The organism is Flagellimonas amoyensis (genome assembly GCF_003058265.1).
In the GTDB taxonomy this organism is placed as follows: Bacteria; Bacteroidota; Bacteroidia; order Flavobacteriales; family Flavobacteriaceae; genus Flagellimonas; species Flagellimonas amoyensis.
The window spans coordinates 68,298-94,126 of record NZ_QBUK01000002.1 but is presented as its reverse complement, the minus strand read 5'-3'; the positions used below and the strand labels follow the sequence as shown (position 1 = coordinate 94,126).

28 protein-coding genes are annotated in these 25,829 nt (G+C 46.8%); 17 read left to right on the top strand and 11 right to left on the bottom strand.

Features of this window, described 5'->3' with window-relative positions; genetic code table 11:
* Positions 1-97: 97 nt before the first annotated feature.
* The 4 genes from DB398_RS02920 to ribD are packed head-to-tail and all read right to left on the bottom strand — an operon-like array spanning position 98 to position 3,218.
* Entirely contained in the window at positions 98-706 is a 609-nt protein-coding gene (locus DB398_RS02920) for an IMPACT family protein (RefSeq protein ID WP_108422918.1), read from the bottom strand.
* On the bottom strand, positions 706-1,569 hold the full coding sequence (locus DB398_RS02915) for an EamA family transporter (protein ID WP_108422917.1): 864 nt from the start codon (positions 1,567-1,569) through the stop codon (positions 706-708). The genes DB398_RS02920 and DB398_RS02915 overlap by 1 nt, the downstream gene beginning before the upstream one ends.
* A complete protein-coding gene (locus tag DB398_RS02910; RefSeq protein ID WP_108422916.1) occupies positions 1,570-2,172 on the bottom strand; it encodes an HAD family hydrolase in 603 nt (200 codons plus the stop codon).
* Positions 2,169-3,218, bottom strand: a complete 1,050-nt coding sequence (gene ribD / locus DB398_RS02905; RefSeq protein WP_108422915.1) for a bifunctional diaminohydroxyphosphoribosylaminopyrimidine deaminase/5-amino-6-(5-phosphoribosylamino)uracil reductase RibD — start codon at positions 3,216-3,218, stop codon at positions 2,169-2,171. Before ribD ends, DB398_RS02910 begins: the two co-directional genes overlap by 4 nt.
* A 29-nt stretch (positions 3,219-3,247) precedes the next feature.
* On the opposite strand from ribD, the gene DB398_RS02900 reads away from it, so the two are divergent.
* From DB398_RS02900 to DB398_RS02885, 4 genes are read left to right on the top strand one after another with little or no spacing between them, the layout of a single operon-like run.
* Entirely contained in the window at positions 3,248-3,733 is a 486-nt protein-coding gene (locus DB398_RS02900) for a GNAT family N-acetyltransferase (protein ID WP_108422914.1), read from the top strand.
* Positions 3,733-4,653 (top strand): peptide chain release factor N(5)-glutamine methyltransferase, encoded by a 921-nt coding sequence (gene prmC, locus DB398_RS02895; protein ID WP_108422913.1) that lies wholly within the window; start codon positions 3,733-3,735, stop codon positions 4,651-4,653. The genes DB398_RS02900 and prmC overlap by 1 nt, the downstream gene beginning before the upstream one ends.
* Entirely contained in the window at positions 4,632-6,632 is a 2,001-nt protein-coding gene (ligA, locus tag DB398_RS02890) for an NAD-dependent DNA ligase LigA (RefSeq protein ID WP_108422912.1), read from the top strand. Before prmC ends, ligA begins: the two co-directional genes overlap by 22 nt.
* Complete coding sequence (locus tag DB398_RS02885; protein WP_108422911.1) at positions 6,629-6,922, top strand: hypothetical protein; 294 nt, start codon at positions 6,629-6,631, stop codon at positions 6,920-6,922. Before ligA ends, DB398_RS02885 begins: the two co-directional genes overlap by 4 nt.
* A gap of 262 nt (positions 6,923-7,184) precedes the next feature.
* On the opposite strand, the gene DB398_RS02875 is transcribed toward DB398_RS02885, so the two are convergent.
* Positions 7,185-8,096, bottom strand: coding sequence for a metallophosphatase (locus DB398_RS02875; RefSeq protein ID WP_108422909.1), 912 nt, complete (start codon positions 8,094-8,096; stop codon positions 7,185-7,187).
* Positions 8,097-8,256: 160 nt separating this feature from the next.
* On the bottom strand, positions 8,257-9,027 hold the full coding sequence (locus DB398_RS02870; RefSeq protein WP_234416012.1) for a 5'-nucleotidase C-terminal domain-containing protein: 771 nt from the start codon (positions 9,025-9,027) through the stop codon (positions 8,257-8,259).
* Positions 9,028-9,088: 61 nt separating this feature from the next.
* On the opposite strand from DB398_RS02870, the gene DB398_RS02865 reads away from it, so the two are divergent.
* The 13 genes from DB398_RS02865 to DB398_RS02805 all read left to right on the top strand — a co-directional run bounded on the left by DB398_RS02865 (position 9,089) and on the right by DB398_RS02805 (position 21,502).
* A complete protein-coding gene (locus DB398_RS02865; RefSeq protein ID WP_108422908.1) occupies positions 9,089-9,622 on the top strand; it encodes a DUF6913 domain-containing protein in 534 nt (177 codons plus the stop codon).
* Positions 9,623-10,513, top strand: coding sequence for a 4-hydroxy-tetrahydrodipicolinate synthase (dapA, locus tag DB398_RS02860; protein ID WP_108422907.1), 891 nt, complete (start codon positions 9,623-9,625; stop codon positions 10,511-10,513). It abuts the gene before it with no gap.
* Between the two features lie 106 nt (positions 10,514-10,619).
* Positions 10,620-11,453, top strand: coding sequence for an outer membrane protein assembly factor BamD (locus tag DB398_RS02855; RefSeq protein ID WP_108422906.1), 834 nt, complete (start codon positions 10,620-10,622; stop codon positions 11,451-11,453).
* Between the two features lie 22 nt (positions 11,454-11,475).
* Positions 11,476-11,802, top strand: a complete 327-nt coding sequence (locus DB398_RS02850) for a DNA-directed RNA polymerase subunit omega (protein WP_108422905.1) — start codon at positions 11,476-11,478, stop codon at positions 11,800-11,802.
* A 3-nt stretch (positions 11,803-11,805) separates the two neighbouring features.
* Positions 11,806-13,011: a bifunctional phosphopantothenoylcysteine decarboxylase/phosphopantothenate--cysteine ligase CoaBC gene (gene coaBC / locus DB398_RS02845; protein ID WP_108422904.1), complete on the top strand. Its 1,206-nt coding sequence runs from the start codon at positions 11,806-11,808 to the stop codon at positions 13,009-13,011.
* Positions 13,004-13,894 (top strand): type IX secretion system protein PorD, encoded by an 891-nt coding sequence (gene porD / locus DB398_RS02840; protein WP_108422903.1) that lies wholly within the window; start codon positions 13,004-13,006, stop codon positions 13,892-13,894. The genes coaBC and porD overlap by 8 nt, the downstream gene beginning before the upstream one ends.
* 46 nt (positions 13,895-13,940) lie before the next feature.
* Positions 13,941-15,593 carry a DNA repair protein RecN gene (gene recN / locus DB398_RS02835; protein ID WP_108422902.1) on the top strand — a complete coding sequence of 551 codons (1,653 nt, stop codon included), beginning with the start codon at positions 13,941-13,943 and terminating at the stop codon, positions 15,591-15,593.
* 112 nt (positions 15,594-15,705) lie between these two features.
* The gene (locus DB398_RS02830; RefSeq protein WP_108422901.1) at positions 15,706-16,518 is read left to right on the top strand and encodes an enoyl-ACP reductase FabI; all 813 of its coding nucleotides are present in this window, start codon (positions 15,706-15,708) and stop codon (positions 16,516-16,518) included.
* 55 nt (positions 16,519-16,573) lie between these two features.
* Complete coding sequence (locus tag DB398_RS02825) at positions 16,574-17,581, top strand: glycosyltransferase family 2 protein (RefSeq protein ID WP_108422900.1); 1,008 nt, start codon at positions 16,574-16,576, stop codon at positions 17,579-17,581.
* 3 nt (positions 17,582-17,584) lie between these two features.
* On the top strand, positions 17,585-18,544 hold the full coding sequence (locus tag DB398_RS02820; protein ID WP_108422899.1) for a CdaR family protein: 960 nt from the start codon (positions 17,585-17,587) through the stop codon (positions 18,542-18,544).
* Complete coding sequence (coaE, locus tag DB398_RS02815) at positions 18,541-19,128, top strand: dephospho-CoA kinase (protein ID WP_108422898.1); 588 nt, start codon at positions 18,541-18,543, stop codon at positions 19,126-19,128. The genes DB398_RS02820 and coaE overlap by 4 nt, the downstream gene beginning before the upstream one ends.
* Before the next feature lie 70 nt (positions 19,129-19,198).
* The gene (locus tag DB398_RS02810) at positions 19,199-20,779 is read left to right on the top strand and encodes a sensor histidine kinase (protein WP_108422897.1); all 1,581 of its coding nucleotides are present in this window, start codon (positions 19,199-19,201) and stop codon (positions 20,777-20,779) included.
* A gap of 9 nt (positions 20,780-20,788) precedes the next feature.
* The gene (locus tag DB398_RS02805) at positions 20,789-21,502 is read left to right on the top strand and encodes a response regulator transcription factor (RefSeq protein ID WP_108422896.1); all 714 of its coding nucleotides are present in this window, start codon (positions 20,789-20,791) and stop codon (positions 21,500-21,502) included.
* 73 nt (positions 21,503-21,575) lie between these two features.
* Here DB398_RS02805 and DB398_RS02800 read toward each other — a convergent pair whose 3' ends face one another.
* Genes DB398_RS02800 through DB398_RS02780 form a run of 5 tightly spaced genes read right to left on the bottom strand, consistent with a single transcriptional unit; the run spans position 21,576 to position 25,828 of the window.
* Positions 21,576-22,073 (bottom strand): gluconokinase, encoded by a 498-nt coding sequence (locus tag DB398_RS02800; RefSeq protein ID WP_234416010.1) that lies wholly within the window; start codon positions 22,071-22,073, stop codon positions 21,576-21,578.
* Positions 22,066-22,989: a tRNA (adenosine(37)-N6)-dimethylallyltransferase MiaA gene (miaA, locus tag DB398_RS02795; protein WP_108422894.1), complete on the bottom strand. Its 924-nt coding sequence runs from the start codon at positions 22,987-22,989 to the stop codon at positions 22,066-22,068. Before miaA ends, DB398_RS02800 begins: the two co-directional genes overlap by 8 nt.
* Positions 22,986-23,825, bottom strand: a complete 840-nt coding sequence (locus DB398_RS02790; protein WP_108422893.1) for an ion transporter — start codon at positions 23,823-23,825, stop codon at positions 22,986-22,988. Before DB398_RS02790 ends, miaA begins: the two co-directional genes overlap by 4 nt.
* Positions 23,822-25,153 carry an exonuclease domain-containing protein gene (locus DB398_RS02785; RefSeq protein ID WP_108422892.1) on the bottom strand — a complete coding sequence of 444 codons (1,332 nt, stop codon included), beginning with the start codon at positions 25,151-25,153 and terminating at the stop codon, positions 23,822-23,824. Before DB398_RS02785 ends, DB398_RS02790 begins: the two co-directional genes overlap by 4 nt.
* Positions 25,154-25,168: 15 nt before the next feature.
* Positions 25,169-25,828, bottom strand: a complete 660-nt coding sequence (locus tag DB398_RS02780; RefSeq protein ID WP_108422891.1) for a YggS family pyridoxal phosphate-dependent enzyme — start codon at positions 25,826-25,828, stop codon at positions 25,169-25,171.
* Position 25,829 lies beyond the last annotated feature (1 nt).

Below are 25,829 nucleotides of genomic sequence, written 5' to 3'. Positions count from 1 at the left end.
TATGCAGTTTGCAGCAACCTTGAACCTGAAACCTCAAACCTGAAAAACCAAAAAGGTCTCTGTTCTTTTTTCTAGCAGCGAAGCGGTCTTGGTCCCATTAAATAATGGACACATCCACCCCTTGCATTTCATCGAAAAGTTGGAACACCTGTTCCGTTTCACTTGACCGGACCGAGAGGATCAATTCACAATCCATATCCATTTTTTGGGAAACCATGGCGAGGTTCTTTTGCTTGATGGCCCGCATCACCTTGTCCATTTCCGGGTAGCCAAAACGGAGCTGGAGCCGGTCCTGTATGACCCGTTCCACAATTTCCGCACTCTCCAGGGCCATTTGCGCCGCGGTTCGGTAGGCTTGTATCAATCCGCCGACCCCCAATTTCGTGCCCCCGAATATCCGGGTCACCGTAATCAGCACGTTGGTCACATCAAAGGACTGTATCTGCCCATAAATGGGCATGCCTGCCGAATTGTTGGGTTCTCCGTCATCATTGGCGCGGTAGGAACGTTCTTTCTCGCCCAATTGCCATGCATAGCAGACATGGTTGGCCGTGTGGTATTTTTTGCGGAGTTCTTCCACAATCGGCTTTACCTCATCTTCGGAAGTAATGGGGAATGCCGAGGCAAAGAACTTACTCTTCTTATCCTTATATAAAATTTCAGGGGAGGGCGCTCCAATGGTTTTGTAGACATCATCTTTTTCCATCAGAACAAAGCTACCAATATGATGCTCAGGACTGCCAAGGCAACACCGCCCCAGTTTTTGGGTCTCAATCGCTCCTTGAACAGCAGGATGCCGAGAATGGTGGAAAGCATAACGATGGCCACATTGTTCAGTGTGAAGACCGCGGCACTATTGAGCATGTCCGAGCGAAGGGCCCGTATCAAAAAGAAAATGGAAAAGTAATTGGGTACCCCAAGTGCAATCCCACCAAGGATATTCCTAAAATTGACCTTCAATGGCGTCTTGAAGGATTTGATGCCGATGAAAACCAATCCGGTCAGGGCGGCACAGCCGAACACCATGGAAGAAAAAATGGGAATCTCTTGGTCGGTCAAGTGTTTTTCCTCAAAATATTTGATGCTGGTGTCAATAATACCCGAACCCAAAAACACCAATAGCGGCAGCAAGAGGTCCTTTTGGTTGATGGTAATGCCCTTCTCCTTTTGGGAAGATAGGTAAACAGCCAACAGGGCGAGCACGATTCCAACAATTTGGAGCAGGGACAGTTCTTCCTTATATATAAGCACTCCGACGACAACGGGAATTACCAATGACATTTTTGTGGCCACCGAGGTCACCGTTACCCCGGAAACCTGTGTGGACTTTGCCATCAAGTTGAAGATGGTGATAAACAATACGCCAAGCGCGATGGGTCCCCAATACCACGAAGTAGTGGTCAATTCCGTAACGTCCACATTTCCTTCGTACAAGAACAGGCCCACCAAGCATGCCACCACATAATTGGTGATGATGGCATAGAGGGTCTGCACTTTATAGACATCGAACAGCTTGAAGGCGACAAAAATCAGGGTGGAGCTGAGAACACTAAGGGCCAGGTCTATCATTTATAGGTGCGATTTTAGTTGGGTAATTTCCTCTTGGCCCACTTGCAGGTTCCATACATGAATGCCCAAAAGCGCAGCGGCATCCGTATTTTCCTTCACATCGTCCACAAAAAGGGTCTCCGCGGCGACCAAATGGTTTTCTTCCAGCACAAATTCAAAGATTTCGGCATCGGGTTTTCGCATGCCCATTTCGTAGGACAGATAAAACACCTCAAATGCATTTTTGAACCTGTTGAACCGCTCCATTCCCATTTGTTCCCTCACGCATTCCATATGCAAGTGGTTGGTGTTGCTCAATAGGAACAGGCGATATTCCTTTTCTTGTGCAAGATTTTCCAGAAACTCCAAGCGATGCTCCGGAAAATCCAATAAAATGGCATTCCAGGCATGGGTCAGGTACGCCATGTCCGCATTGGGGAAAAGCCCGGACACTTCGCCGAGAAAGCTGGGGGAATCCACCATTCCTTTTTCATAGTCCTTGAACAGGGCGTCCAAGGCGGGAGTGATGCCTTGAAACCCATACTTCATCATGGCCATTGCCGTGGCGGGTTTATCCAGGTTGATGAGTACATCGCCAAAATCGAAGATGATGTTTTTGATCATTGAGTATAAATGGATAAAATATCGGACAATATCGTTTCTCTGTGTTGAAGGGCTGCTTTTAATTTTGGAGCGGCAATCCCATTGCCAAAACGAACGGTCCCCGTAAATATTCGGGCTTCGTCCCAAAGTCCATCATCGATAAAAGTTTGAAGGGTTTTTGAGCCCCCCTCCACAATGACACTGTTGATGGAATGTTTGTGGAGTGCATCGCACATCTGCTGGGCCAAAGGCTTGTTGAAATCCAAGACTTCGTAGGCAACACCATCAATATATTTTGTAGCGTCCATTTGCTGGGTAAGTACTATGGTCTTCACCGACCCGTCCAGCACATGGAATTCAGGGCCTATCCTCAGGTTCTTGTCCAAAACGATTCGGATCGGGTTTTTGCCCACCCAATCTCGGGTGTTCAATTTCGGATTGTCTTCCAGCACAGTGTTGGTCCCGACCAAAATGGCCTGTTCCTCACTCCGCCATTGGTGCACCAACTGTCTGGAATAGGGGTTTGTGATCCAATAGGGTTCAGGTTTGTCCTCCCTTTTGGTGTTGTCGGGGGCCATAAAACCATCTTGGGTCTCGGCCCATTTGAGGATGATATAGGGTCTTTTCTTTTCCTGATACGTCAGAAATCGTTTGTGATGCTCCCTACATTCCTTTTCCAAGATACCGACGGTCACTTTGCAACCTGATTCTTCCAGTTTTTGGATGCCCTTGCCGGCCACCTTTTCATGGGGGTCCTTCAACCCGATGAATACTTCTGGAATGTTGTGTTTTACAATCAAATCGGCACAAGGAGGTGTTTTTCCATAATGCGAACAAGGTTCGAGGGTCACATAGAGCGAAGCTCGCGAAAGTACACTTTTGTCCTTGACGGAGTTGATGGCATTTACCTCTGCATGTGGACCACCATAAGGACTGGTAAAGCCTTCCCCGATAATTTTTCCATCATGCACGATCACGCATCCCACCATGGGGTTGGGGGCTGTGGTTCCCAGTCCCTTTTTGCCCAGTTCCATGCAACGGAGGATATATTTTTGGTGTATATTCACCCAGCAAAAATAGCATATTAAACGGCATTATGGGAAATGCGAAAATTCGGGAAATTCAGCCCGAAGATAACGAACAAGTGGCCAAGGTGATCCGCAAGGTCTTGGAGGACATGGGTGTCCCAAAAGTGGGCACCGCCTATGCGGACAAAGCTCTGGACGATATGTATGCCGAATATGACGTGCCCAAGGCAACCTATTTTGTGGTGGAGCACGATGGAAAGGTCATCGGCTGTGCCGGCATCGCCCCATTGCAGAACTATACGGGCAACGTTTGCGAGCTGCAAAAGATGTACTTTTTGGAAGAGGCCAGGGGCAAGGGCATCGGCTCGGAAATGATGCTGATATGTTTGCAAAAGGCCAAGGATTTTGGGTTTGATGAATGTTATCTGGAAACCATGCCCTATATGGCGGCGGCCCAAAAACTCTATAAGAAAAGTGGTTTTGAATATATTGATGCGCCATTGGGGAACACAGGGCATTTTTCCTGCCCCGTTTGGATGCTTAAAAAGTTGTAATGCTGCTCAAGGAGATCAAGAACATTTTTCATGACGAATTGGGGAAGACCTATCCCAAGGAAGAAATCGATTCCTTTTTTTACCGTTGCATTGAACACTATCTGAAATTGGAACGGTTCATATTGGCCATCCAACCCGAACTTGTTTTGACCAAGGAAGAGGAGCAGCCGTTGTTCGAGGCATTGTCCCAATTGAAGCAGGAAATGCCTCTGCAATATATTCTGGGAACGGCCCATTTTATGGACTTGGAACTTCACGTGAACGGAGCCGTTCTGATTCCCAGACCAGAAACCGAGGAGTTGGTGGAGTGGATTTTGGAGGATTGTCAAACAAAAAAGAAGAATCTGGACGCTGAGCGTAGTCGAAGCGTCATTTCGACTACGCTCAATGACCATTCCTTGCGAATTTTGGATATCGGCACCGGAAGTGGTTGTATCGCCATTGCCCTGGCCAAACATTTGCCCCATGCAAAAGTATATGCCGTCGATGTTTCGGAAAGGGCACTCGAAGTGGCCCGTGAAAATGCAAGGCTGAACCAAGTGGATATCACCTTCCTGAAAAACGACATCCTTGCCCCTGAACTTGAGCTTGAACTTGATATCATCGTATCCAATCCGCCCTATGTCAGGGAGTTGGAAAAGGAAGAAATGAAGAACAACGTCAAAGACCATGAACCATCTTTGGCGCTTTTTGTGTCCGATGGGGACCCGCTTGTTTTTTATAGGGCCATTGCCCAATTTGGCAGAACCCGTTTGAAAGAAGGGGGAAGTCTCTATCTGGAAATCAACCAGTATCTGGGAGAGGAAACAAAGGCGCTTTTGAAAGCCCATAATTTTTCGGAAATTGAACTGCGAAAGGACATCTTCGGCAATGACAGAATGCTAAAAGCACAACAGAAATGGACATCCAACAAAAAATAATCGCCCTACGGGAAGAACTCAACGAGCACAATTACAAATACTATGTGCTAGACCAACCCTCCATCTCCGATTATGAATTTGACATGAAGCTCAAAGAGCTTCAGCAATTGGAAGCACAGCATCCAGAGTTTTATGATCCCGCTTCGCCCACAATTCGCGTAGGGGGCATGGTCACCAAGAACTTTGATACCGTGGCGCATGAGCATAGGATGTATTCCTTGGACAATTCGTATTCCAAAGAGGATCTTGAGGATTGGGAAAAGCGTATCCAGCGCATTTTGGGTGATGTGGAGGTTGAGTTTACCTGTGAGCTGAAGTACGACGGAGCTTCCATCAGCCTGACCTACGAAGAGGGAAAACTGGTAAGGGCGGTCACACGGGGCGATGGCTTTCAAGGAGATGATGTGACTACCAACATCAAAACGATACGATCGGTCCCTTTGCAATTGAAAGGGGACTATCCTCCTAAATTTGATATCCGAGGAGAAATCATCCTCACCTTGGAGGGGTTTGCCAAAATGAACCAAGAACGCTTGGAGGCTGGGGAGGACCCCTACATGAACCCAAGGAACACAGCTTCCGGCAGTTTGAAATTGCAGGACAGTGCCCTTGTTGCCCAACGTCCTTTGGAATGCCTGCTCTACAGTATTACAGGCAGCAATCTGGGCATATCTTCCCAATTTGAGGTCTTGGAAAAGGCCCGCTCATGGGGTTTTAAGGTCCCGACAGTGGCCAAGCTCTGCAAATCCACCGCCGAGGTGATGCAGTTCGTGGAACATTGGGACACGAATCGGCACCACTTGCCCTACGAAACGGATGGGGTAGTGGTCAAAGTGAACAGCATACAGCAGCAGGAAGAGTTGGGCTATACCGCCAAATCCCCCCGATGGGCCATGGCCTATAAATTTCAGGCAGAACAGGCCTCCACGGTGCTCAATGAGATCACCTATCAAGTAGGAAGGACCGGTGCCATAACTCCTGTGGCAAATCTTCAACCTGTTCTGTTGGCGGGTACCACGGTGAAACGCGCTTCTTTGCACAATGCCGATCAAATTGCCAAGTTGGATGTTCGGGTGGGCGATACCGTTTTTGTGGAAAAGGGAGGAGAGATCATCCCCAAGATCATCGCGGTGGATTTTACCAAGCGACCTGCCGATTCCAAACCGACCGAATATATTACCCATTGTCCAGAATGTGCCACCGAACTGATCCGAAAGGAAGGGGAGGCCCAACATTTCTGCCCGAATGACACGGGATGTCCCACCCAGATCACGGGGCGCATCCAGCATTTTATTTCCCGGAAGGCCATGGACATTGAGGGTATGGGAAGTGAAACGGTGGAACTGCTCTTCAAACAAGGGTTGATTGCTAACTACGCAGACCTATACACCTTGACCAAGGAGCAGGTCGTTCCTTTGGAACGTATGGCAGATAAATCCGCGGAAAATTTGGTGAACGGGGTTGCTGCCTCCAAAGCCATCCCTTTTGAACGGGTACTTTTTGCCTTGGGTATTCGATACGTGGGGGAAACCGTGGCCAAAAAACTGGCCAAGGCCTATAAGAACATCGATGCCTTGATGGCCGCATCCCAGGAAGAATTGGTGGCCGTGGATGAAATTGGGGAGCGTATTGCGGAAAGTGTGGTCAACTTTTTCTCCGAACCTACCAATTTGGAGATCATTGATCGCTTGAAATCCTACGGATTGCAATTCTCCTTATCGGAAGAACAACTGGAGAACCAAACGGACAAGTTGAAGGGGCAGATTTTTGTGGTTTCGGGAGTTTTTGAGACCGTCAGTAGGGACGAATTGAAAAAGCTGATCGAGGACAATGGGGGCAAAGTAGCCTCTTCCATATCTTCAAAGACCAGTTTTGTGGTGGCGGGGGACAGTATGGGGCCCAGCAAAAGGATCAAAGCGGAAAGTCTGGGGGTACCCATCATATCCGAACAGGAATTTTTACAAAAATTGCACGCATGAGACCCAAAACCTACGACGCCTTTCAGGAAAGTCTGGATTTGACCGCTCCGCCCACGGATTGGCCAGAGTCCTTGCAATCCCTTTGGTTTGCTGCCAAGGAGGATTGGGATGCTTCGCACAATATTGCACAGGACATCCACACCTCCATGGGTAGTTGGATCCATGCGTACCTACATCGCTGGGAAGGGGATAAGTGGAATGCGGGATATTGGTATCGACAAGCAGGCCGGCCTTTTCCGGAGTATGGCCTGGAAGAAGAGCTCAAGGTTTTGGTGGAGGCGCATCTTTGAGAAGTCAGAAGTCAGAAGTCTGAAGTGTCACGTTGAGCGCAGTCGAAACGTCGGAAGTGATTTGTGCAATTCGTGTCCCCTAAAAACACCCCTAAAGTCCCCTCAAGGGGACAGTTGCTCTGGACAAACTGTTTACTACCTTTCCTAGTTTGCGGTTTCAGGTTATTGGAATTTGTGATTTGGTGGTAGTTTATTGGTTTTTTTTTGCTCTTGGACTTGAACTTTGAGCTGAGACCCGAAACCTTAAACTTCCCCAACCACATCAGACCACAATACTCACGCCTTCGGCAGAGGCATTTTTATCAGGATCAAAATAGAAATCGATACGCCCCAAATTGATGCCGTAACAGCCCACTTGGTTCACTAAAACAGCATTTCCTTTCTGGTTGGTCCGCACATCAGGTTTTTCAAGAAAGGTGTGGGTATGCCCCCCAATGATCAGGTCGGTATAATGGGTGCGTTGGGCCAATTGGGTGTCCATGGGTCTTTCGGGATTGTCATAGTCGTATCCCAAATGTGAAAGACAGATGACCAGGTCGCAGTTTTCCTCCTCCTTTAATTTTCGCTCCATATCCAAAGCAATCTCATACGGATTCAGATAAACAGTTTCTTTGTACAACTTTTTGGTGACAAGCCCATCCAACGCAATGCCAAGTCCATATACCCCAATTTTGACACCGTCCACCAAGTAGGTCTTGTAAGGTTTCACATAGCCGTTCATTACTGTGTTGGTGAAATCGTAGTTGGCGCAGATAAGCTCAAAGGAGGCATGGGGCATTTGGGCCAAAAGTCCATCGATCCCGTTGTCAAAATCATGGTTGCCGATGGCCGATGCATCATACTTCAATTTGCTCATCAACTTGAACTCCAGTTCGCCTCCATAAAAATTGAAATAGGGCGTCCCTTGGAAAATGTCCCCGGCATCAAAAAGCAAGGTATTCGGGTTCTCGTTTCGTATGTGCTCCACCAAAGTGGCCCTTTTGGCAATTCCGCCCAAGTTGGCAAACTCGGAGTGGGAGGCAGGAAATGGATCTATGTGGCTGTGCACATCGTTGGTGTGCAAAATGGTGATGTGCTTTTGGCCCAAACGGGAGCAAGAATTCATCCCCAATCCTCCAAGACCTATGAGGGTGGAAGCAGCAGCGGTGTTCGTTATAAAATCCCTTCTTTTCATTGGTCACATATGTTGTTGAAACTATACACTTAAGTGTATGACTTCACTTTTTATGAATATCATTTTCATAAGAGTTATTGGGTTATGGATCATTGAGTTATTGAAGCGAACCATTTGCCGAATAACGGAGTAACCCTGTAACTTAATAACTCTTTCCATTTTATTTATCCAGTTGTATAAAACGATCGTCCACTACAGCTTTCAAGGTGTCTACTTTCCTGAAATGGTCAATAATGGCATTGCGCAATAGGTAATCGGTATCGGTAACAGATATCATTTCATTGAAAAAGCCGATGCTCGGCCCACCCTGTACCAGATAATCGGAAGTGGCGACGTAATAGTTGCGGGATTCATCAAAAGGTTCCCCTTGGATGTCCACGGCTTCCAGGCCACTATTTTTGTCCACTACGATATGTATCCCCGAAACAGGATGTCTTCGGGTGGCCTTGGCCACAAAATCAATGAGCTTTCTCACGGCGGAACCATCCAGTTCCACCACTACGATATAATTTTCAAAAGGCATCACCTCATAAGCATTTCGCGCGCTGACATTGCCTGCGGAAATGATGGATCGTACACCACCGTAATTGAGCACCACAAAATCTAGATCTTTTCCTGTCCTGCTCTTGAAAATAGGGGCCGTTTCTTCAAAAACGATGTCGGCCATCAGGTTGCCCATGGAAGTGTTCCGCTTGCCATCGTCCAATAAAAATGGTTTTGGGGCATAGGCCAAGGTGCTGTCCAGCACTTCGTTTATGCGGTTTTTGTATGGGGAGACAAATTCGGATATGGATTCGGTCGGTTTGATGGACGCATCAATGGGAATCTGCTTTCCTTGAATTTCGGCGAGGTCACCGGTAGTATTCTTGCAGGAGAATAAAAAACAAAAAGTTACAATTGCAACAATTTGTTTAAATTTTAAATCAATCACGTGCGTATCTTTGTTAAGTCGTCTTGGTAGATTATTTACCTTTGTAAAAATGCACAAAAATATGTTCATAAGGGGACTCCAAGACAAATTTAAGGTTAAATCTGGGCTCAAATATTTGAAGGAGGAAATGCAAAAGCCCTCCACGCCCATAGACCGGGAAAAAGGAATTACCAGTGTTGGCTGTATAGTGGACGTGGACAATTTCCAGAAGGCCGAGCTCTTTTATGAATTGATCGAGGAATTTTCGCTACGCCCCAATGCCATAAAGATTGTTGGGTATAAGAGGGAATACGACAAAAACTCCCCATACTCCATCCAAATGTTCTCGGACAGGGACCTAGGGTGGAAAGGGCAGATAGAGAACGGATATGTACTGGAGTTTTTGGGTAGGGAGTACGATATGCTCATCAACTATTATGAAGAGGACAACCTGATGATGAAGCTGCTGTCCGTAAAGACACAGGCTCGTTTGAAGGTGGGCTTAGGGTCTCAGGATCAACAGATCAACGATTTGATCTTGAATACGCCCTTGAACGATTTTAAATTGTTCAAGACGGAACTGAAAAAATATTTAAAGGTTTTAAACGAAATATAGATGGAACAATTGATCGGTACAGGAGTCGCTTTGGTTACTCCGTTCAGGGAAGATTTATCCGTGGATACCATTGCCCTACAACAAATTGTGGAGCACAACATCCAAGGAGGTGTTGATTATCTAGTGGTGTTGGGCACCACTGGGGAATCTGCCACACTTTCCAAGGCCGACAAACAATTGGTCATGGATGTAGTGGTGCGCACCAATGCCGGAAGATTGCCTTTGGTATTGGGTGTTGGGGGAAATCATACCGAAGCGCTTGTGGAGGAATTGAATGCTTTGGATCTGACGGAATACGATGCCGTTCTATCCGTGTCCCCATACTACAATAAGCCTACCCAGGAGGGCATCTATCAGCATTTCAAGGCCATTGCGGGAGCTTCCCCAAAGCCAGTCATCCTATACAATGTGCCTTCGAGAACCGGAAGTAACATGTCGCCCGAGACCACATTGCGCCTCGCACACGATTTTTCCAACATCATCGGCATCAAGGAAGCTTGTGGTGATATGGTGCAGATCGATAAGATCATCGCTGGCAAACCCAAGGATTTTTTGATCATCTCCGGTGATGATTTCACCGCACTTCCAACCGTTTTGGCGGGTGGAGCAGGGGTGATATCGGTCTTGGGACAAGGATTGCCTTCCCAATTCTCCAAAATGATGAATCTGTGCATACAGGGCAATACAGCAGGAGCCTATCAGATCCACTACCAACTTTTGCCTTTGATGGGACTCATTTTTGAGGAAGGAAACCCGGCAGGCATCAAAAGTGTGCTGGAAAACCTAGGGCTTTCCAAGGCCACGGTCAAGTTGCCCTTGGTGGAGGCAAGTCCATCATTGAAAAGCAAGATCCAGGCATTTTTGAAGTCGATGGACGCGGCACGTGTTTAAAATTCGTTAAATATTGCCCTTGGTTATTGGGTAGTGACCTCCATACCCTTACTTTTGAGCGGTAAAATCTTTTTTTAAATCCGTTCATTATCACTAATTTTGCAAAATGTTTTTGAAAATGAGGTCAATTCTCCTTCTTTGCGTAGCAGTAGTTTTTCTAACGTCCTGTAGCGAGTACCAAAAAGTACTCAAGAACACGGACTCCAAAGCCAAATACGATTTGGCCGAAAAACTATATAACGAAGGGGATTACAAAAGAGCAGTTCGACTGTTCGAGCAGATAGCTCCACAATATGTTGGAAAACCCCAAGGAGAACGGGTCATGTTCTTCTTTGCCGACTGTTATTACAAAAATGAGGATTATTACTTGGCCGGATATCAGTTTGAGCGCTTTGTGAAATCCTACCCCAGAAGTGAAAAAATACAGGAGGCCAGTTTTTATGGGGCCAAGAGCTATTATGAGCTGTCCCCACGATATACGCTGGACCAAACCGATACGGACAAGGCACTTTCCAAGCTACAGGTCTTTATCAACACCTATCCAGAGTCAGAATTTTTCGAAGAGGCCAACGCCATGGCCACGGAGCTGACCACCAAAAAAGAGAAAAAAGAGATCGAGATAGCCAAACAGTTCAATAAATTGGGCAAGTTCAACTATCCCATTTTGATTTCTGCCATCACGGCCCTTGACAATTTTATTTCGGACAATCCAGGTTCCATCTACAGGGAGGAGGCACTCTACTACCGTATTGAGGCGACTACCAACCTTGCCATGAACAGTACCGAGGACAAAAAGAAAGAACGTTTGGAAGACGCTCTTGGATCATACAACAATTTAATGCGCTACTTTCCGGAAACCAAGTTCAAGGACAAGGCAGACGACCTTGCCAAGTCCATCCAGAAGGAACTGGGCGCATATACCACCACCGTTTCAAAATAAAAAGTTTAAAGCTGCACACATTATGCAAGATTTGAAGAATACCAAAGCTCCGGTTTCCACAGCTACCCACAACAGGAATGAGTTCGATTCCAAGACCGGAAACATCTACGAAGCCATTTCCATAGCTTCAAAGCGTGCTATCCAGATCAACTCTGACATCAAAAAAGAGTTGTTGGAAAAACTGGAGGAGTTTGCCACCTACAGCGATAGTTTGGAGGAAGTTTTTGAGAACAAGGAGCAGATAGAAGTGTCCAAGTTCTACGAAAAATTGCCAAAACCCCATGCTTTGGCCGTTCAGGAGTGGTTGGAAGACAAAATCTATTACAGGAACACAGAGAAAGACGCCTAAGAAATGCTTGGCGGTAAGAACATCCTTTTGGGTATTTCCGGGGGAATTGCCGCGTACAAGACCACATTTCTGGTTAGGTTACTGATCAAAGCTGGTGCCCAGGTCAAAATAGTGATGACCGAGAGTGCCAGCTCTTTTGTTTCCCCCCTCACACTATCCACGTTGTCCAAAAATCCCGTTCTGCTGGATTTTGTCCACGAAGAGGAGGGGAGCATTTCTTGGAACAACCATGTGGAATTGGGTCTTTGGGCAGATATTATGCTCATTGCCCCCGCTACGGCCAATACGCTTTCCAAAATGGCCAACGGAACCTGCGACAATCTACTTTTGGCCTCCTACCTTTCTGCAAAATGCCCCGTGTATTTTGCGCCCGCAATGGATTTGGATATGTACAAGCATCCATCCACCAAGACTTCCATCGAAAAATTGGAATCCTTTGGCAATGTCCTCATTCCTGCCGAGTCAGGGGAATTGGCCAGTGGCCTACAAGGCGAGGGACGTATGGCAGAACCGGAAAATATCATCAGTTTTATCGAGGCGGATCTGGCAAAAGGATTGCCCTTGAGTGGCAAAAAAGTACTGATCACCGCTGGGCCGACCCACGAACCTATTGATCCTGTCCGTTTTTTGGGCAACCATTCATCGGGGACCATGGGCTTTGAACTGGCCAAAAAGGCCGCAGACCTTGGCGCAAAGGTGATTTTGGTGTCCGGACCTACCTATTTGAACCTGGAACATGGCTCGGTTGAGTTGATCAGGGTTACATCGGCACGGGAAATGTACGATGCCTGCCACAAGCACTACAAGACCGTGGACGTGGCCATCTGCGCCGCGGCGGTCGCAGATTATCGACCCAAGCATGTGGCAACGGAAAAGATCAAGAAGAAGGATGGCGACATGCAGATCGAGCTGGAACGGAACCCGGACATCCTCCTGTCCCTTGGAGAAGAAAAAAAACACCAGTTTTTGGTAGGCTTTGCGTTGGAGACCGAAAATGAGCTGGAAAATGCGAAGGGCAAGCTGAAGCGCAAAAACCTAGATGGTATCGTCCTGAATTCATTGAAGGAGGATGGGGCAGGTTTTGGTGCAGGGACCAATAAAATTACCTTCATTGATAAGAATTTGGACATAAAAACGTTTGGATTGAAGACGAAGCCCGAAGTGGCCTCGGACATTTGGGAAGAAATCATCTCCAGGATCCATGCGTAAGACACTGTTGTCCATTTTTTTACTTTTCATTTCGTTGTCGCTCTCTGCACAAGAACTCAATTGTGTGGTCACGGTCAATTCCGATCAGGTGGGGCAGACCAATCAGCAGATTTTCAGAACCTTGGAGCGTTCCCTGAACGATTTTGTCAACAAAAGCAAATGGACGAACAGGACGTATCGGGAGAACGAACGGGTGAATGCGCGGATGTTCATCACGGTGACCCAATACGAATCGGACCGTTTTGAGGCCAACATACAGATCCAGTCGTCAAGGCCGGTGTTCAACACTTCCTACGAAAGCCCTGTGTTCAATTATAAGGACGATGCCTTTAACTTTCAATATCAGGAATTCCAACCCTTGGTCTATAACCCCAACTCCTTCGATTCCAATCTAGTGGCCGTGATGTCCTACTACGTTTATATGGTTTTGGGATTGGATGCCGATACTTTTTCATTGGAAGGAGGAAACGATTATTACCGAAGGGCACAAAACATTGTTACCCAGGCCCAGAGTTCCAATTATAGTGGGTGGAGCCAAGAAACAGGACAACGTACCCGGTTTGAATTGGTGGATAACCTGCTCAGCAACTCGTTTAGGGAATACCGCATCGCCATGTACAACTACCATAGGAAGGGATTGGACATTTTGGCGGACAACAACAGTACCGGGAAGCAGATCGTTGCGGGAAGCCTTCGGCTTTTTGAGACTTTGGTGCAGCGAAGGCCCAATGCCTTTCTGATCCAGACCTTTTTTGACGCCAAGTCCGAGGAGATCCAGAACATCTTTTCCGATGGACCTACGGTAGATGTTGTCAAACTGAAAGAAACCCTGAACAAAGTGGCCCCATTCTATTCCAACACTTGGAATGAGATAAAATACTAGTGCAGTTCTATAAAGAGATTTATATTTACGGATAAAATCTTCAGAATTGCTGACAAATCTTTCCATCCAAAATTATGCGTTGATAGACGATGTGAACGTTGCGTTCCCCAAAGGTTTCACGACCATTACAGGGGAAACCGGCGCAGGAAAGTCCATCTTGTTGGGAGGTCTTTCCTTGGTGTTGGGCAAGCGTGCCGATCTCACGTCCCTCAAGAACGAGGAGCAAAAATGTGTCATTGAAGCTGAGTTTGACCTTTCAAAATACCAACTCCAACAGTTTTTCAAGGAAAATGACCTGGATTACGAAGATGTGACCATTCTCCGCAGGGAAATCCTGCCAAGTGGCAAATCCAGGGCCTTTGTGAACGATACGCCCGTTACTTTGGACGTGTTGAAGGCTTTGGGCGATCAATTGGTGGACGTGCATTCCCAGCACCAGACGATGAGGCTCACGGAGAACGACTTCCAGATGAAGGTGGTGGATGCCCTCGCCGGAAATGCCGACAATCTAAAGGAATATGGAGCGCAATTGCAATTGCTGAAGAAGGCCGCCAAAGAGCTGAAAGAGTTGGAAACGTTCCAGTCCAATGCGGACAAGGAGCACGAATACAACAGTTTTTTGCTCAAGGAACTGGAAGAAGCCAAGTTGAAGGAAGGCATGCAAGAGGAGCTGGAAACGGAATATGAGCAGTTGAGCAATGTAGAGCAGATCATGGAGCAGCTTTCTGCGGGACATCAATTGCTGAACGATGAGCAACTGGGCATTTTGGGCCGATTGGCCGATCTGAGGCGTGCCTTTCAAGTCTTGACCGAGTTTGGCCCTGCATACAAATCACTTGGCGAACGGATTGAATCCGTGTTGATAGAAACCGACGACATTGCTTCGGAAATAGAACAACTGAAAGATACCGTGGAGGCCGATCCCGCACGATTGGAAGTCGTGAACGGTCAGTTGCAGTTACTCTACGACCTACAGAAAAAGCATCATGTGGCCACAGTAGCTGAATTGATCGTTATACGTGATGAGTTGGCCCTGAAAGTGGAAGCTGTTGCCAATATTGAATCAAAAATAGCGGAAAAGAAAGGTGAAGTGGGCCGGATTACCCAGCAAGTGGAAGCATGGGCCCAAAACATACACAAAGCCAGAAAAGGGGTTGTTCCCCAACTGAAGCAGGTACTCCAGGAGAATCTGGCGTCCTTGGGAATGCCATCAGCTACTTTTAAGATCGAGATAAACCTATCCAATGCCTTCAAAACCAATGGAAAAGATGATCTCGAATTCTTGTTTTCGGCCAATAAAGGTTCCAGTTACGGAGAGTTGAAGAAAGTGGCATCGGGCGGGGAACTTTCCCGCATCATGCTGACTATCAAATCCATTTTGGCGACCTACGAACATTTGCCCACCTTGATGTTCGATGAGATCGATACCGGGGTTTCCGGGGAGATTTCCAACCGCATGGGCGAGATCATGCAGCAAATGAGTCAGAACATGCAAGTGTTTTCCATTACCCATTTGCCCCAAGTGGCCTCCAAGGGACAGTACCAGTTCAAGGTATATAAGGAAGAGAGTGAAGAGGGGACGAGCACCCACATCAAACAGTTGAGTGTGGAAGAACGGGTGAGGGAACTTGCAGAAATGTTGGGCGGCAAGAGCATATCCGAGTCCGCATTGGCCCATGCAAGGGAACTGTTGCAATAATTATGAATCTTTTTCCTCTATTCTTTTAGTGCAGCGGTCTTTTGCGCTTTTATTGGGCAATAGTGAATCAGAATAAATATCTTTGTCCCACAATCAACAATTGAAAGAACATATGGCATACAATCTTTTAAAAGGTAAGAGAGGAATCATTTTTGGAGCATTGGATGAAAATTCCATTGCATGGAAAACCGCGGAACGGGTCCATGAAGAAGGAGGCACGTTTGTGCTTACCAACGCACCCATTGCAATGCGCATGGGGCAGATAAAGGAACTGGCCGCAAAGACCAACTCAGAGATCATTCCGGCAGATGCCACCAATGAAGAAGACTTGAAGAACCTCGTGGAGCAATCCATGGAAGTTTTGGGCGGTAAACTGGACTTTGTCCTTCACTCCATAGGAATGTCCGTCAATGTTAGAAAAGGAAGGGCCTACACAGACGAGAACTACGATTTCACCGCCAAGGGCTGGGATGTGTCCGCGTTATCTTTCCACAAAGTATTGCAGACCTTATATAAGGCCGACGCCATGAGCGAGTGGGGCAGCATTGTGGCCCTGACCTATATGGCGGCACAAAGGACCTTTCCGGATTACAACGATATGGCCGATAACAAGGCCTATTTGGAATCCGTGGCCAGAAGTTTTGGCTATTTCTTCGGAAAGGAAAAGAAAGTTCGTGTGAACACCATTTCCCAATCTCCGACCCCGACCACGGCCGGGCAAGGTGTGAAAGGGTTCGGCGGGTTCATCAACTATGCCGAGAAGATGTCCCCCTTGGGCAATGCCACGGCCGATGACTGTGCCAACTACACCGTGAGCCTGTTCTCGGACCTCACCAAAAAAGTGACCATGCAGAACCTCTTCCATGACGGTGGGTTCTCCAATACCGGGGTAAGCCAAGAGGTAATCGATGAGTTTAGCAAATAAGCAACATAAATAATACAGGAAGCCATCCTTTTTAGGGATGGCTTTTCTATTTCACATGAACACCTTTTTCTCCATAGTGGTGCCTGTGTACAACAGGCCTGAAGAAATCCGGGAGCTTTTGGAAAGCCTTCGGAAACAGGATTTTAAGGAAGATTTTGAAGTGGTGATCGTTGAAGATGGCTCTTCGGAAAGCTCGGAAAGGGTAGTGGAAGGGTTTCAGGACAAGCTCCACATCTCCTACTATTACAAATCCAATTCAGGCCCCGGCGATTCCAGGAACTTTGGCATGCAAAGGGCCAAGGGAAATTACTTCATCATTCTGGATTCCGATTGTATCCTTCCCCAACAATACCTCACCGAAGTGGACAAGGAACTCAAAAGGGAGTTTGTACACTGTTTTGGTGGACCGGATGCTGCGGACCAATCGTTCACCACGGTACAAAAAGCAATCAATTATGTGATGACCTCCTTTTTTACCACTGGAGGGATACGCGGAGGAAAAAAAGCAGTGGGGAAATTCCAGCCGCGAAGTTTTAACATGGGGATTTCCAGCGAGGCCTTTGCCAAAGTGGGTGGTTTTGGCCGCATACACCCCGGAGAGGACCCCGACCTCACTTTCCGTATTTGGAAGGCGGGTTTCGATTCCCGATTGTTCCCCAACGCCTTCGTATACCACAAAAGGCGTATCGATTGGAACAAGTTTTATATCCAAGTGAACAAATTTGGAATGGTACGCCCCATTCTCAATACATGGCATCCAGGTACCGCCAGACCTACCTATTGGTTTCCAACGCTTTTTATGTTGGGTCTAGGTCTGTCCTTGGTCATTTCTTTTTTTGGGATGTGGCTTCCCTTGATGCTCTATATTTTTTATTTTTTGGTTTTGTTTCTCGATGCATGGATCAAAAACAGGGATATCCAAGTTGCTTTTTTGGCACTTTATGCCGCATTGACCCAATTTTATGGGTATGGAGTCGGTTTTCTTAAGTCCACGATCTTGCTTACTTTTAGTAACAAGGAACCAGAGGAGCTGTTTCCAAAACTGTTTTTCAAGAAAAAGTAGAAAGTGTTCAAGAAGTTGCTGAGCGGGCTCAACCAAAAGAAAGTGAAAGTGTTCTCACTCTTCCTGCTATGCTCATTTTTGTCGTGGTTCATCAGTAACCTGTCCGAATCCTACGAATCTCGGACCGATTTTATCCTCAATTACAGAAACTTGCCGGACACGCTTCTGTTGGGCAAGGATTCGGAGGATGTGATCCAAGCAAAGATCAGGGCCAGCGGGTTCCAGTTTCTGTACCATAACTTTTTCAAGGAGCGCATTGATGTGGATGTGTCCCAAACCACATTCCAAAATGGAAAATATGTATTGGCCGGTGAAGAGCTCCGCAAACAAATGGACCTGCAACTGTCCCAGAACATCTCGTTGATGGATCTGGATAGAAGGGAACTTGTGGTGGATATGTACCGTGTGGCCTCAAAAGAGATACCCATCAAAGCAAACCTGAACCTCCAGCTCCAGCAAAACTATTTGTTGGAAGGAGGGATTTTGATCACTCCGGACCATATTGTTGTCAAAGGACCAAGCAGGGAAATTGATAGCATCGATGAGATTACTACATCTGTGCTGCAGATGAACAATGTTTCCAGTGATTTTTCACGCGAAGTGTCCCTGAAGTTGCCCAAAGGGTTGGAAAACAGTGTCTTTTCTGCAGGAAAGGCCGTTGTTTCGGGAAGGGTGGCCAAGTTTTCGGAAAAGGTTTTCGAGGTCCCCGTGAAGGTATTGAACATTCCCGAGGGATATCAGGTACAGACCTTTCCGGATAGGGTAACAGTGGTCTGCAAGGCAACGATAGATCGTTTGAAGGAGATTTCCAAGGCCGATTTTGAAGTGGTAGCGGATTATGCCCAACTGAACGGGTCCGAAGGCAGTACCCTTTTCCTCAAAATCACCCAACGTCCCGAGAATGTATATGATGTAAGGTTGCAGGAAAACAACACGGTCAATTTTGTATTGAAGCAGTTATGAGAATTGTTGGACTTACGGGAGGAATTGGCAGCGGAAAGAGCACCGTGGCCAGAATGTTCAGGGAACTCGGGGTGCCGGTTTACGATTCCGATTCCGAGGCCAAACAATTGATGACCTCTTCAGACAAGGTCAGGGAAGCCATAATAGGTCTTTTGGGCGAAACCGCATACCAAGGCAAGGAGCTGAACAGGTCCTTTGTGGCAGAAAAGGTGTTCAAGAATCCTGAATTGCTTCAAAAACTGAATGCGATCGTACATCCTGCAGTAAGAAATCATTTCAAGGAATGGGCCAAGGCCCAAAACGCCCCATATGTGGTGCAGGAGACCGCCCTGATCTTTGAAAACGGGTCCCAGGACCACTACGACCACATCATTCTGGTGACGGCACCTCTAGATGTACGCCTTAACCGAGTGATGGAAAGGGACGGCGTAGGGCCAAAAGCCGTATTGGAACGGATGAAAAACCAAATGGACGATGCGGACAAAGTGGATCTGGCCCATTTCTGTATCGAGAACCTAGATTTGGAAACCGTAAAGGAGCGAGTTAAAGAACTTCACACCAAACTTATGGCAATGGCGACATAATTTTAACATTTTTGTTAAGGTTAGGTTAAACGGCCAAAGGCCTAAATGTTAAATTTTTAATTTTGGCACAATGAACAAGAAGCTATTCGTTCTTCTGGTCATTCTGATGAGTTTATCCCTTTTAGGGATAATTTTCGTTCAGGTTTATTGGATACGGACATCCATAAACGACAAGGAAGAACAGTTCTCAAGGACGGTAACGGACATTCTGGATAAAGTGGCGGACAGGGTGGAGATGATGGAGATGAAAGAATATTCCGATCGTCTGGCTTCCATGGTGGATAGTGTCGAGCCGAAGAGTACACAGTTCCGGAATTTTTTGTTTGTGGACAGGGATTTGAACTCTGATGAGATTCTTTTTTATTCCCATGGAATCCTAGAGGAAGATTACAACATATCATCAACGTTCTTTGATAACACTACGGGTGAGGACACCACAACCCTCAGAAACTATACGAGCAAGCGCACCAAAGCCGTGTTCAAGGAAGAGTATGGCTTGGACGGGAAAAGTTTCAATCGACTTACGCCCATCCAACGAATGGAAAAGATAGGTGGCCTTACCAGTATAGAAAGAGCGGCCTGGGAAGATGTTTTCATGGAGTATGCCAAGACAAGGCCCATACACAAGAGGGTGTCCAAGCAAGAGTTGGAACTGTTGCTGAGCCAAGAACTGTCGAACAGGAACATCAATATCGATTACGAATACGGGGTGTACAGTCAGGGATATCCCACCAAGATAAGGTCCAACAAGTTCAAGTTCTCAGGAGTGAAGATGTATAAGGCCCCTATTTTTGAAGATAGTGAGGGATATACCAGTTTTTCACTATTGCTGACCTTCCCGACCATGAAAAGGTTCATTTTCAGTTCCATCATGAAAATGGCGCTATTGTCCTTGGTTTTCACTTTGGTCATTATGATAGCCTATACCAGTGCCATCTATCAATTGATAAAGCAAAAAAGGATATCGGAGATCAAGTCGGATTTCATCAACAATATGACCCATGAGTTCAAGACTCCCATAGCCACCATCAACTTGGCCGTGGAAGCCATCCGAAACCCAAAGTCCATCGAGGACAAGGAAAAGGTGCTGCGGTATTTGGGGATGATCAGGGACGAGAACAAGCGGATGCATGCCCAAGTGGAGAACGTACTGCGGATATCGAAATTGGAGAAGAACCAATTGGACATCAACAAGGACAGGGTGGACATGCACGATATTATCGGTGACGCCATTGCCCATGTGGAGTTGATAGTGCAGGATAGGGGAGGTTATGTGAATGCCCATTTGGATGCCGAAAGGTCGGATGTGCTCGCAAACGATATGCACATGACAAATGTGATTGTGAACATTTTGGACAATGCGGTGAAATATTCGCCCGAGACCCCAAAAATTGATGTGTTCACGGAGGTGGTGAAGAACAATATCATCATCAAGGTACAGGACCAAGGAGCAGGTATGAGCAAGGCCGTACTGAAGAAAGTGTTCGAAAAATTCTATCGGGAACATACCGGTGACATACATAATGTAAAAGGCCACGGATTGGGATTGGCCTATGTGAAACGAATTATTGAAGATCATCAAGGAGAAGTTTACGCTGAGAGCGAAAAAGGAAAAGGAAGCACGTTCTTTATAAAACTTCCCTTGATCTAAAATCAAACTATGGAAACAGAAAAAAAGAAGATACTATTGGTGGAAGACGATCCAAATTTTGGGATTGTCCTAAAAGATTACTTGAACATGAACGACTTTGATGTTGTTCTGGCCAAGAACGGAATGGAAGGTTTTGAAAAGTTCAAGAAGGACAATTACGATGTCTGTATCTTGGATGTGATGATGCCTTACAAGGATGGATTTACCTTGGCTAGGGAAATCCGCGAGAAGAACGAGAACATTCCGATCATCTTCCTTACCGCCAAGACCATGAAAGAGGATGTGTTGAAGGGATATAAGGCAGGTGCGGATGATTATTTGAACAAGCCCTTTGATTCCGAAGTATTGTTGATGAAACTCAAGGCGATTCTTCAAAGAAAAGCATCCAGTACCTTGGCGGACAGCAAGCAGTTTGAGTTCCAGATCGGGAATTTCCACCTGAACTCAAAACTACGCTTCCTGAAATTCAAAGAAGAGGATCCCATCAAATTGTCGCCCAAGGAGAATGAGCTTTTGCGCTTGTTGGCACTCCACGAAAATGACCTCATGCCCCGCGAATTGGCACTGACCAAGATCTGGAGGGATGACAATTACTTCACATCACGTAGTATGGACGTTTATATTGCCAAACTGAGAAAGTACCTCAAGCGTGACGACATGGTGGAAATCTTGAACATCCACGGGGAAGGTTTCCGTTTGGTGGTCAAGGCCGAAAATCAATAAAATCCACTTCATATAATACAAAAAGCCACCGATTTATCGGTGGCTTTTTTATTGATTAAAGTTGACAGTATCCCTATTGCTTGAGTTCTTTGACAATGTCCCCAACTATCTTGGAAGGTTTCGCCTCAACTGAATAGGTAAGTGCCTTCAAAGGAGGCTCCAAGGTGTCAAACTGTGATTGTAAGAGGTGTAAGGGCATGAAATGTCCTTTTCTGCTCTCCAGTCTGGATTTGATGAGTTCAAAAGAGCCCTTCAAGTAAACGAACTGTATATTGTTCCCCAAACCGGCCCTCAAAAGTCCCCTGTAATTTTTCTTCAGGGCTGAACAGGCAATCACGGCACCCGATTTTTTGTGTTCCAGGGCCAATTGGTTCAACCGAATGAGCCACCCTTTTCGGTCGTCATCGTCCAAGGGAGTGCCACTCTGCATTTTTTTGATATTTTCCGCCGGATGGTAATCGTCCCCATCAAAAAAGGGGTATTTCAATTTTTCGGAAAGCAATTTCCCAACAGTTGTTTTTCCGGTGCCGCTCACTCCCATGACCACCAAAACGATGTTCTTTTTAGGCATGGGTCACGGTTTTGAGTCGGTTGGTAATCTGTTCGATCATGGTGTTCGGTTCTGCATCGTATTCCACCCAGAGTATGCCTTCGTTTTTTCGCAGCCATGTCAATTGCCTTTTGGCGAAACGTCTCGTATTTTTCTTGATTTCCGAAACGGCAAATTCGAGGGAACAATGTCCGTCAATATATTCAAAAAGTTCTTTGTAGCCAACTGTTTGCAACGCATTCAATGCTTTATGGGCATGTAGTTTGGTGGCTTCATCCAGCAATCCGGATTCCATCATGAGGTCCACCCGAGCATTGATTAGTTCATAAATGATGCTTCTTGGAGCTTCAAGACCGATATAAAGCGTTTTGAACGGCCTCTCGGGTCTGTTGTGGCCCAAGAAGGAGGAATAGGGGGCATTGCTTGCAATGCACACCTCCAGCGCCCTGATGAGCCGGTGGGGGTTGTCCAGGTCAACCACATTGTAATACGCGGGATCTCGGTGCTTCAATTCAGTTTGGAGGGATTCCAGACCTTCCTCTTGCAGTCTGTGGTCCAGCGAAGCACGGATTTTAGGGTCAACTTCGGGAAATTCATCCAGGCCGTTCACTACGGCATCCACATAGAGCCCGCTGCCGCCGACCATGACCACAATATCATGTTTTTGGAACAACGTTTCCAATAGTTCCATGGCCTCACGTTCAAAATCGCCCACGGAGTACGGTTCAAAAATGCTCTTGTGTTGAATGAAATGATGGGTGGCCGCATTGAGTTCCGATGGAGAGGGCACGGCGGTACCTATTTCCATTTCCTTAAAAAACTGACGGGAATCCGCAGAAACGATTTCCGTTTGAAAATGCTTGGCCAAGAGGATACCGAGTGAAGTTTTTCCAATCGCCGTAGGACCTACCACTGCTAACAGGATTTTTTGGCTCATAATGGATGTCCGCAGTTATAACAATGTGTGGCATCGTCCCTATGGCCTTCAGCCGAGCAGTTGGGACAAGCCTGAGTGTTTACGTGGACCACATTGGAGCCTTCTTTCTCCTTTTTACTCATGGAAAATTCGGCAGTCACGATTCCTGTGGGCACAGCAATGATCCCATAACCCAAGATCATGATTACCGTGGCCAAAAATTGCCCTAAAGGGGTCTGGGGAGCAATATCACCATACCCCACAGTGGTAAGGGTGACAATGGTCCAGTAGATGCTTCGTGGAATGCTGGTGAATCCTGCTTCATCACCTTCAATCAGGTACATCAGGGTGCCCAAAATGACGGACAGGATCAAAACCACGTAGATGAACACGGCGATTTTGGTCCGGCTGGCCTTGAGGGCGGATTGCAGTTGGGATGCCTCGCCGATAAATTTTACCAATTTCAATATCCGGAAGACCCGTAGCAACCGAAAGGCCCGTACCGCCAATAGCACTTGCGAACCGGCCAGGATGTAGGAAAGATACAACGGGATGGTGGAAAGAAAGTCTATGATGCCATAAAAGCTGAAGACGTACTTCCACGGTTTTTTGATGCTGATGAGGCGGGCAATGTATTCCAGGGAGAAAAAAATCGTGATGCACCATTCCAGGGTCAGGAGCAATCTGTGATGGTTTTGGTCCACCTCCTCTATACTTTCCAGCATGACCAACACCACACTGATGATGATCAGAAAGAACAGTACAATGTCAAACAGTTTTCCCGCAGGGGTGTCCGCTTCATAGATGATTTCATGAAGTTTGCTCTTCCATCCGCTATGTGGTCTGTACGCTTTCAAGGTTTTGGGTTTAGCGCAATGGTTTTTGGTGCATTGCTCTTTCTTAAAAAGGATTGGATGATGAAAGTGGTGTTTTCATCACCGGACATTGGCGTCATAATCGATTCCAAGATATGAATATTATTGATCTGATAATTGAGTTCCACATGGCCATATCCTTGAAGCACACCAGATTTGATCAAAATAAAACTGCGCTCACCGGTTTGGCGTCCCCGGTCCAGGATGACCATATCCTTGGCGTGCGTGCTGTATTTTTCCAGGGCGGACATGATCTTGGAGTTGCACTCTTCAGCGGTACGGTTGTCATCTGGGGCCTCATTGTCCACATCGATGGAGCAGGAGCACAGTTCAAATTCGGACCGTATCTTGTCCAAGAAACTTTTGGCCGAAGCCAATCCGTTGAATCCCATGTTATCGAGCTTCAGCATCCTACTCTTCTCAATTTTCAGGGTAAGGTAACCCGATTTGTTCTGTTCCGTCCCAAGGATGTGCGAGAAAAGCTTTTTCCTGGGATTGTTGTTGTACTTTGGTTTGTTCTTGAACGATTCGAGGTATTCCTTCAAAACGGCCACCAATTCGCTGCCCGTGGTCTCATAGGCCACCTTCTTTGTTTCTTTTTGCAACTTTCTGGCAAGGCTCCCCACATTGGTAAAGTGTTGGTTCACCCTTTTTTTGATGTTCTTTGTCTTGCCGATAAAAATAATGGCCCCATCCTTGTCATACATGTAGTACACCCCGGTTTCCGAGGGAAGGTTCAGGACAATGTCCAACTGGTTGGGCGAGAGTTCCCCGTGGGTCTCTTCGCGCATGACCTCCGTGATGATCTTTTTGTCCGTATCCTTGCCCAGAAGCAACTTGAACAATTTCAAGGTCGCCTGCGCATCTCCATTGGCCCGGTGACGGTCGCTTGTGGCAATTCCGAGCGAACGGGCCAGTTTGCCCAGACTGTGCGATTCGGCATCTGGGATCAATTGTTTGGAAAGATCTACGGTACAGAGGGTCTTTCGTTGGTAATCATACCCCAAACGCCTGAATTCGGTACGGAGGATCCTGTAGTCAAATTGGGCATTGTGCGCCACAATGACAGCCCCTTCGGTAATTTCAACGATCCGTTTGGCCACCTCATGGAATTTGGGAGCGGAGCGGAGCATTTTGTTGTTGATGCCCGTGAGTTTGGCAACAAAGGGCTGTATTTCCCTTTCCGGATTGATCAAGCAGATGAACTGGTCCACGACTTGATGCCCATCAAAACGATATATGGCAATTTCCATGATGCCCTCTTCATTGTATTTTCCTCCCGTGCTTTCAATATCGAGTATGGCGTACATGAAAATCCTTGAATTTTATGAATAGTTCCTTGACCCAAATATACTACTTCCAATGCGCACCATGGTGCTGCCCTCTTCGATGGCGATGGTATAATCGCCGCTCATGCCCATGGAAAGGGTGGAAATACCGGGCATTTTTTTCCGTAACCCATCAAAAATGGATTTCAATTGCGCAAATTCCTTTCGGATCTGTGCCTCGTCGGAAGTAAACGTGGCCATGCCCATCAAACCCACGATTTCCACATTTTTCATGGATTTGAAGTCGTCGGACCCAAGCAGTTCTTCCAGTTCCGCAACGTCCAATCCGAATTTGGTATCCTCTTCGGCAATGTGTATTTGAAGCAAACAGGGAATTGTCCGATGGTGTTTTTCGGCCTGTTTGTCGATTTCCTTTAGCAGTTTCAGGCTATCCACCCCGTGGACCAACGAAACGAACTCCGCCATATACTTGACCTTGTTTCGCTGCAAATGGCCGATCATGTGCCATTCGATGTCCTTGGGCAGTTCTTCCCATTTCTGGACCATCTCCTGTACCTTGTTTTCGCCAAACACCCGTTGCCCCGCTTCGTAGGCTTCCCAAATATCACCGTTGGGCTTGGTCTTGGAAACAGCGACCAAGGTGACCCCTTCGGGCAATTCGGATTTGATATGGTGGAGATTATCTTTTATCGACATA

What these genes read in the sequence shown, in the direction of transcription:
- miaA (WP_108422894.1), bottom strand. Translation starts at nt 22,989, where the DNA reads ATGAGCCAAAAAATCCTGTTAGCAGTGGTAGGTCCTACGGCGATTGGA.
- DB398_RS02855 (WP_108422906.1), top strand. Translation starts at nt 10,620, where the DNA reads ATGTTTTTGAAAATGAGGTCAATTCTCCTTCTTTGCGTAGCAGTAGTT.
- DB398_RS02920 (WP_108422918.1), bottom strand. Translation starts at nt 706, where the DNA reads ATGGAAAAAGATGATGTCTACAAAACCATTGGAGCGCCCTCCCCTGAA.
- coaE (WP_108422898.1), top strand. Translation starts at nt 18,541, where the DNA reads ATGAGAATTGTTGGACTTACGGGAGGAATTGGCAGCGGAAAGAGCACC.
- DB398_RS02885 (WP_108422911.1), top strand. Translation starts at nt 6,629, where the DNA reads ATGAGACCCAAAACCTACGACGCCTTTCAGGAAAGTCTGGATTTGACC.
- prmC (WP_108422913.1), top strand. Translation starts at nt 3,733, where the DNA reads ATGCTGCTCAAGGAGATCAAGAACATTTTTCATGACGAATTGGGGAAG.
- DB398_RS02915 (WP_108422917.1), bottom strand. Translation starts at nt 1,569, where the DNA reads ATGATAGACCTGGCCCTTAGTGTTCTCAGCTCCACCCTGATTTTTGTC.
- DB398_RS02900 (WP_108422914.1), top strand. Translation starts at nt 3,248, where the DNA reads ATGGGAAATGCGAAAATTCGGGAAATTCAGCCCGAAGATAACGAACAA.
- porD (WP_108422903.1), top strand. Translation starts at nt 13,004, where the DNA reads ATGCGTAAGACACTGTTGTCCATTTTTTTACTTTTCATTTCGTTGTCG.
- dapA (WP_108422907.1), top strand. Translation starts at nt 9,623, where the DNA reads ATGGAACAATTGATCGGTACAGGAGTCGCTTTGGTTACTCCGTTCAGG.
- DB398_RS02865 (WP_108422908.1), top strand. Translation starts at nt 9,089, where the DNA reads ATGTTCATAAGGGGACTCCAAGACAAATTTAAGGTTAAATCTGGGCTC.
- DB398_RS02830 (WP_108422901.1), top strand. Translation starts at nt 15,706, where the DNA reads ATGGCATACAATCTTTTAAAAGGTAAGAGAGGAATCATTTTTGGAGCA.
- DB398_RS02805 (WP_108422896.1), top strand. Translation starts at nt 20,789, where the DNA reads ATGGAAACAGAAAAAAAGAAGATACTATTGGTGGAAGACGATCCAAAT.
- DB398_RS02780 (WP_108422891.1), bottom strand. Translation starts at nt 25,828, where the DNA reads ATGTCGATAAAAGATAATCTCCACCATATCAAATCCGAATTGCCCGAA.
- DB398_RS02875 (WP_108422909.1), bottom strand. Translation starts at nt 8,096, where the DNA reads ATGAAAAGAAGGGATTTTATAACGAACACCGCTGCTGCTTCCACCCTC.
- DB398_RS02910 (WP_108422916.1), bottom strand. Translation starts at nt 2,172, where the DNA reads ATGATCAAAAACATCATCTTCGATTTTGGCGATGTACTCATCAACCTG.
- DB398_RS02785 (WP_108422892.1), bottom strand. Translation starts at nt 25,153, where the DNA reads ATGTACGCCATACTCGATATTGAAAGCACGGGAGGAAAATACAATGAA.
- DB398_RS02825 (WP_108422900.1), top strand. Translation starts at nt 16,574, where the DNA reads ATGAACACCTTTTTCTCCATAGTGGTGCCTGTGTACAACAGGCCTGAA.
- ligA (WP_108422912.1), top strand. Translation starts at nt 4,632, where the DNA reads ATGGACATCCAACAAAAAATAATCGCCCTACGGGAAGAACTCAACGAG.
- DB398_RS02850 (WP_108422905.1), top strand. Translation starts at nt 11,476, where the DNA reads ATGCAAGATTTGAAGAATACCAAAGCTCCGGTTTCCACAGCTACCCAC.
- DB398_RS02800 (WP_234416010.1), bottom strand. Translation starts at nt 22,073, where the DNA reads ATGCCTAAAAAGAACATCGTTTTGGTGGTCATGGGAGTGAGCGGCACC.
- DB398_RS02810 (WP_108422897.1), top strand. Translation starts at nt 19,199, where the DNA reads ATGAACAAGAAGCTATTCGTTCTTCTGGTCATTCTGATGAGTTTATCC.
- coaBC (WP_108422904.1), top strand. Translation starts at nt 11,806, where the DNA reads ATGCTTGGCGGTAAGAACATCCTTTTGGGTATTTCCGGGGGAATTGCC.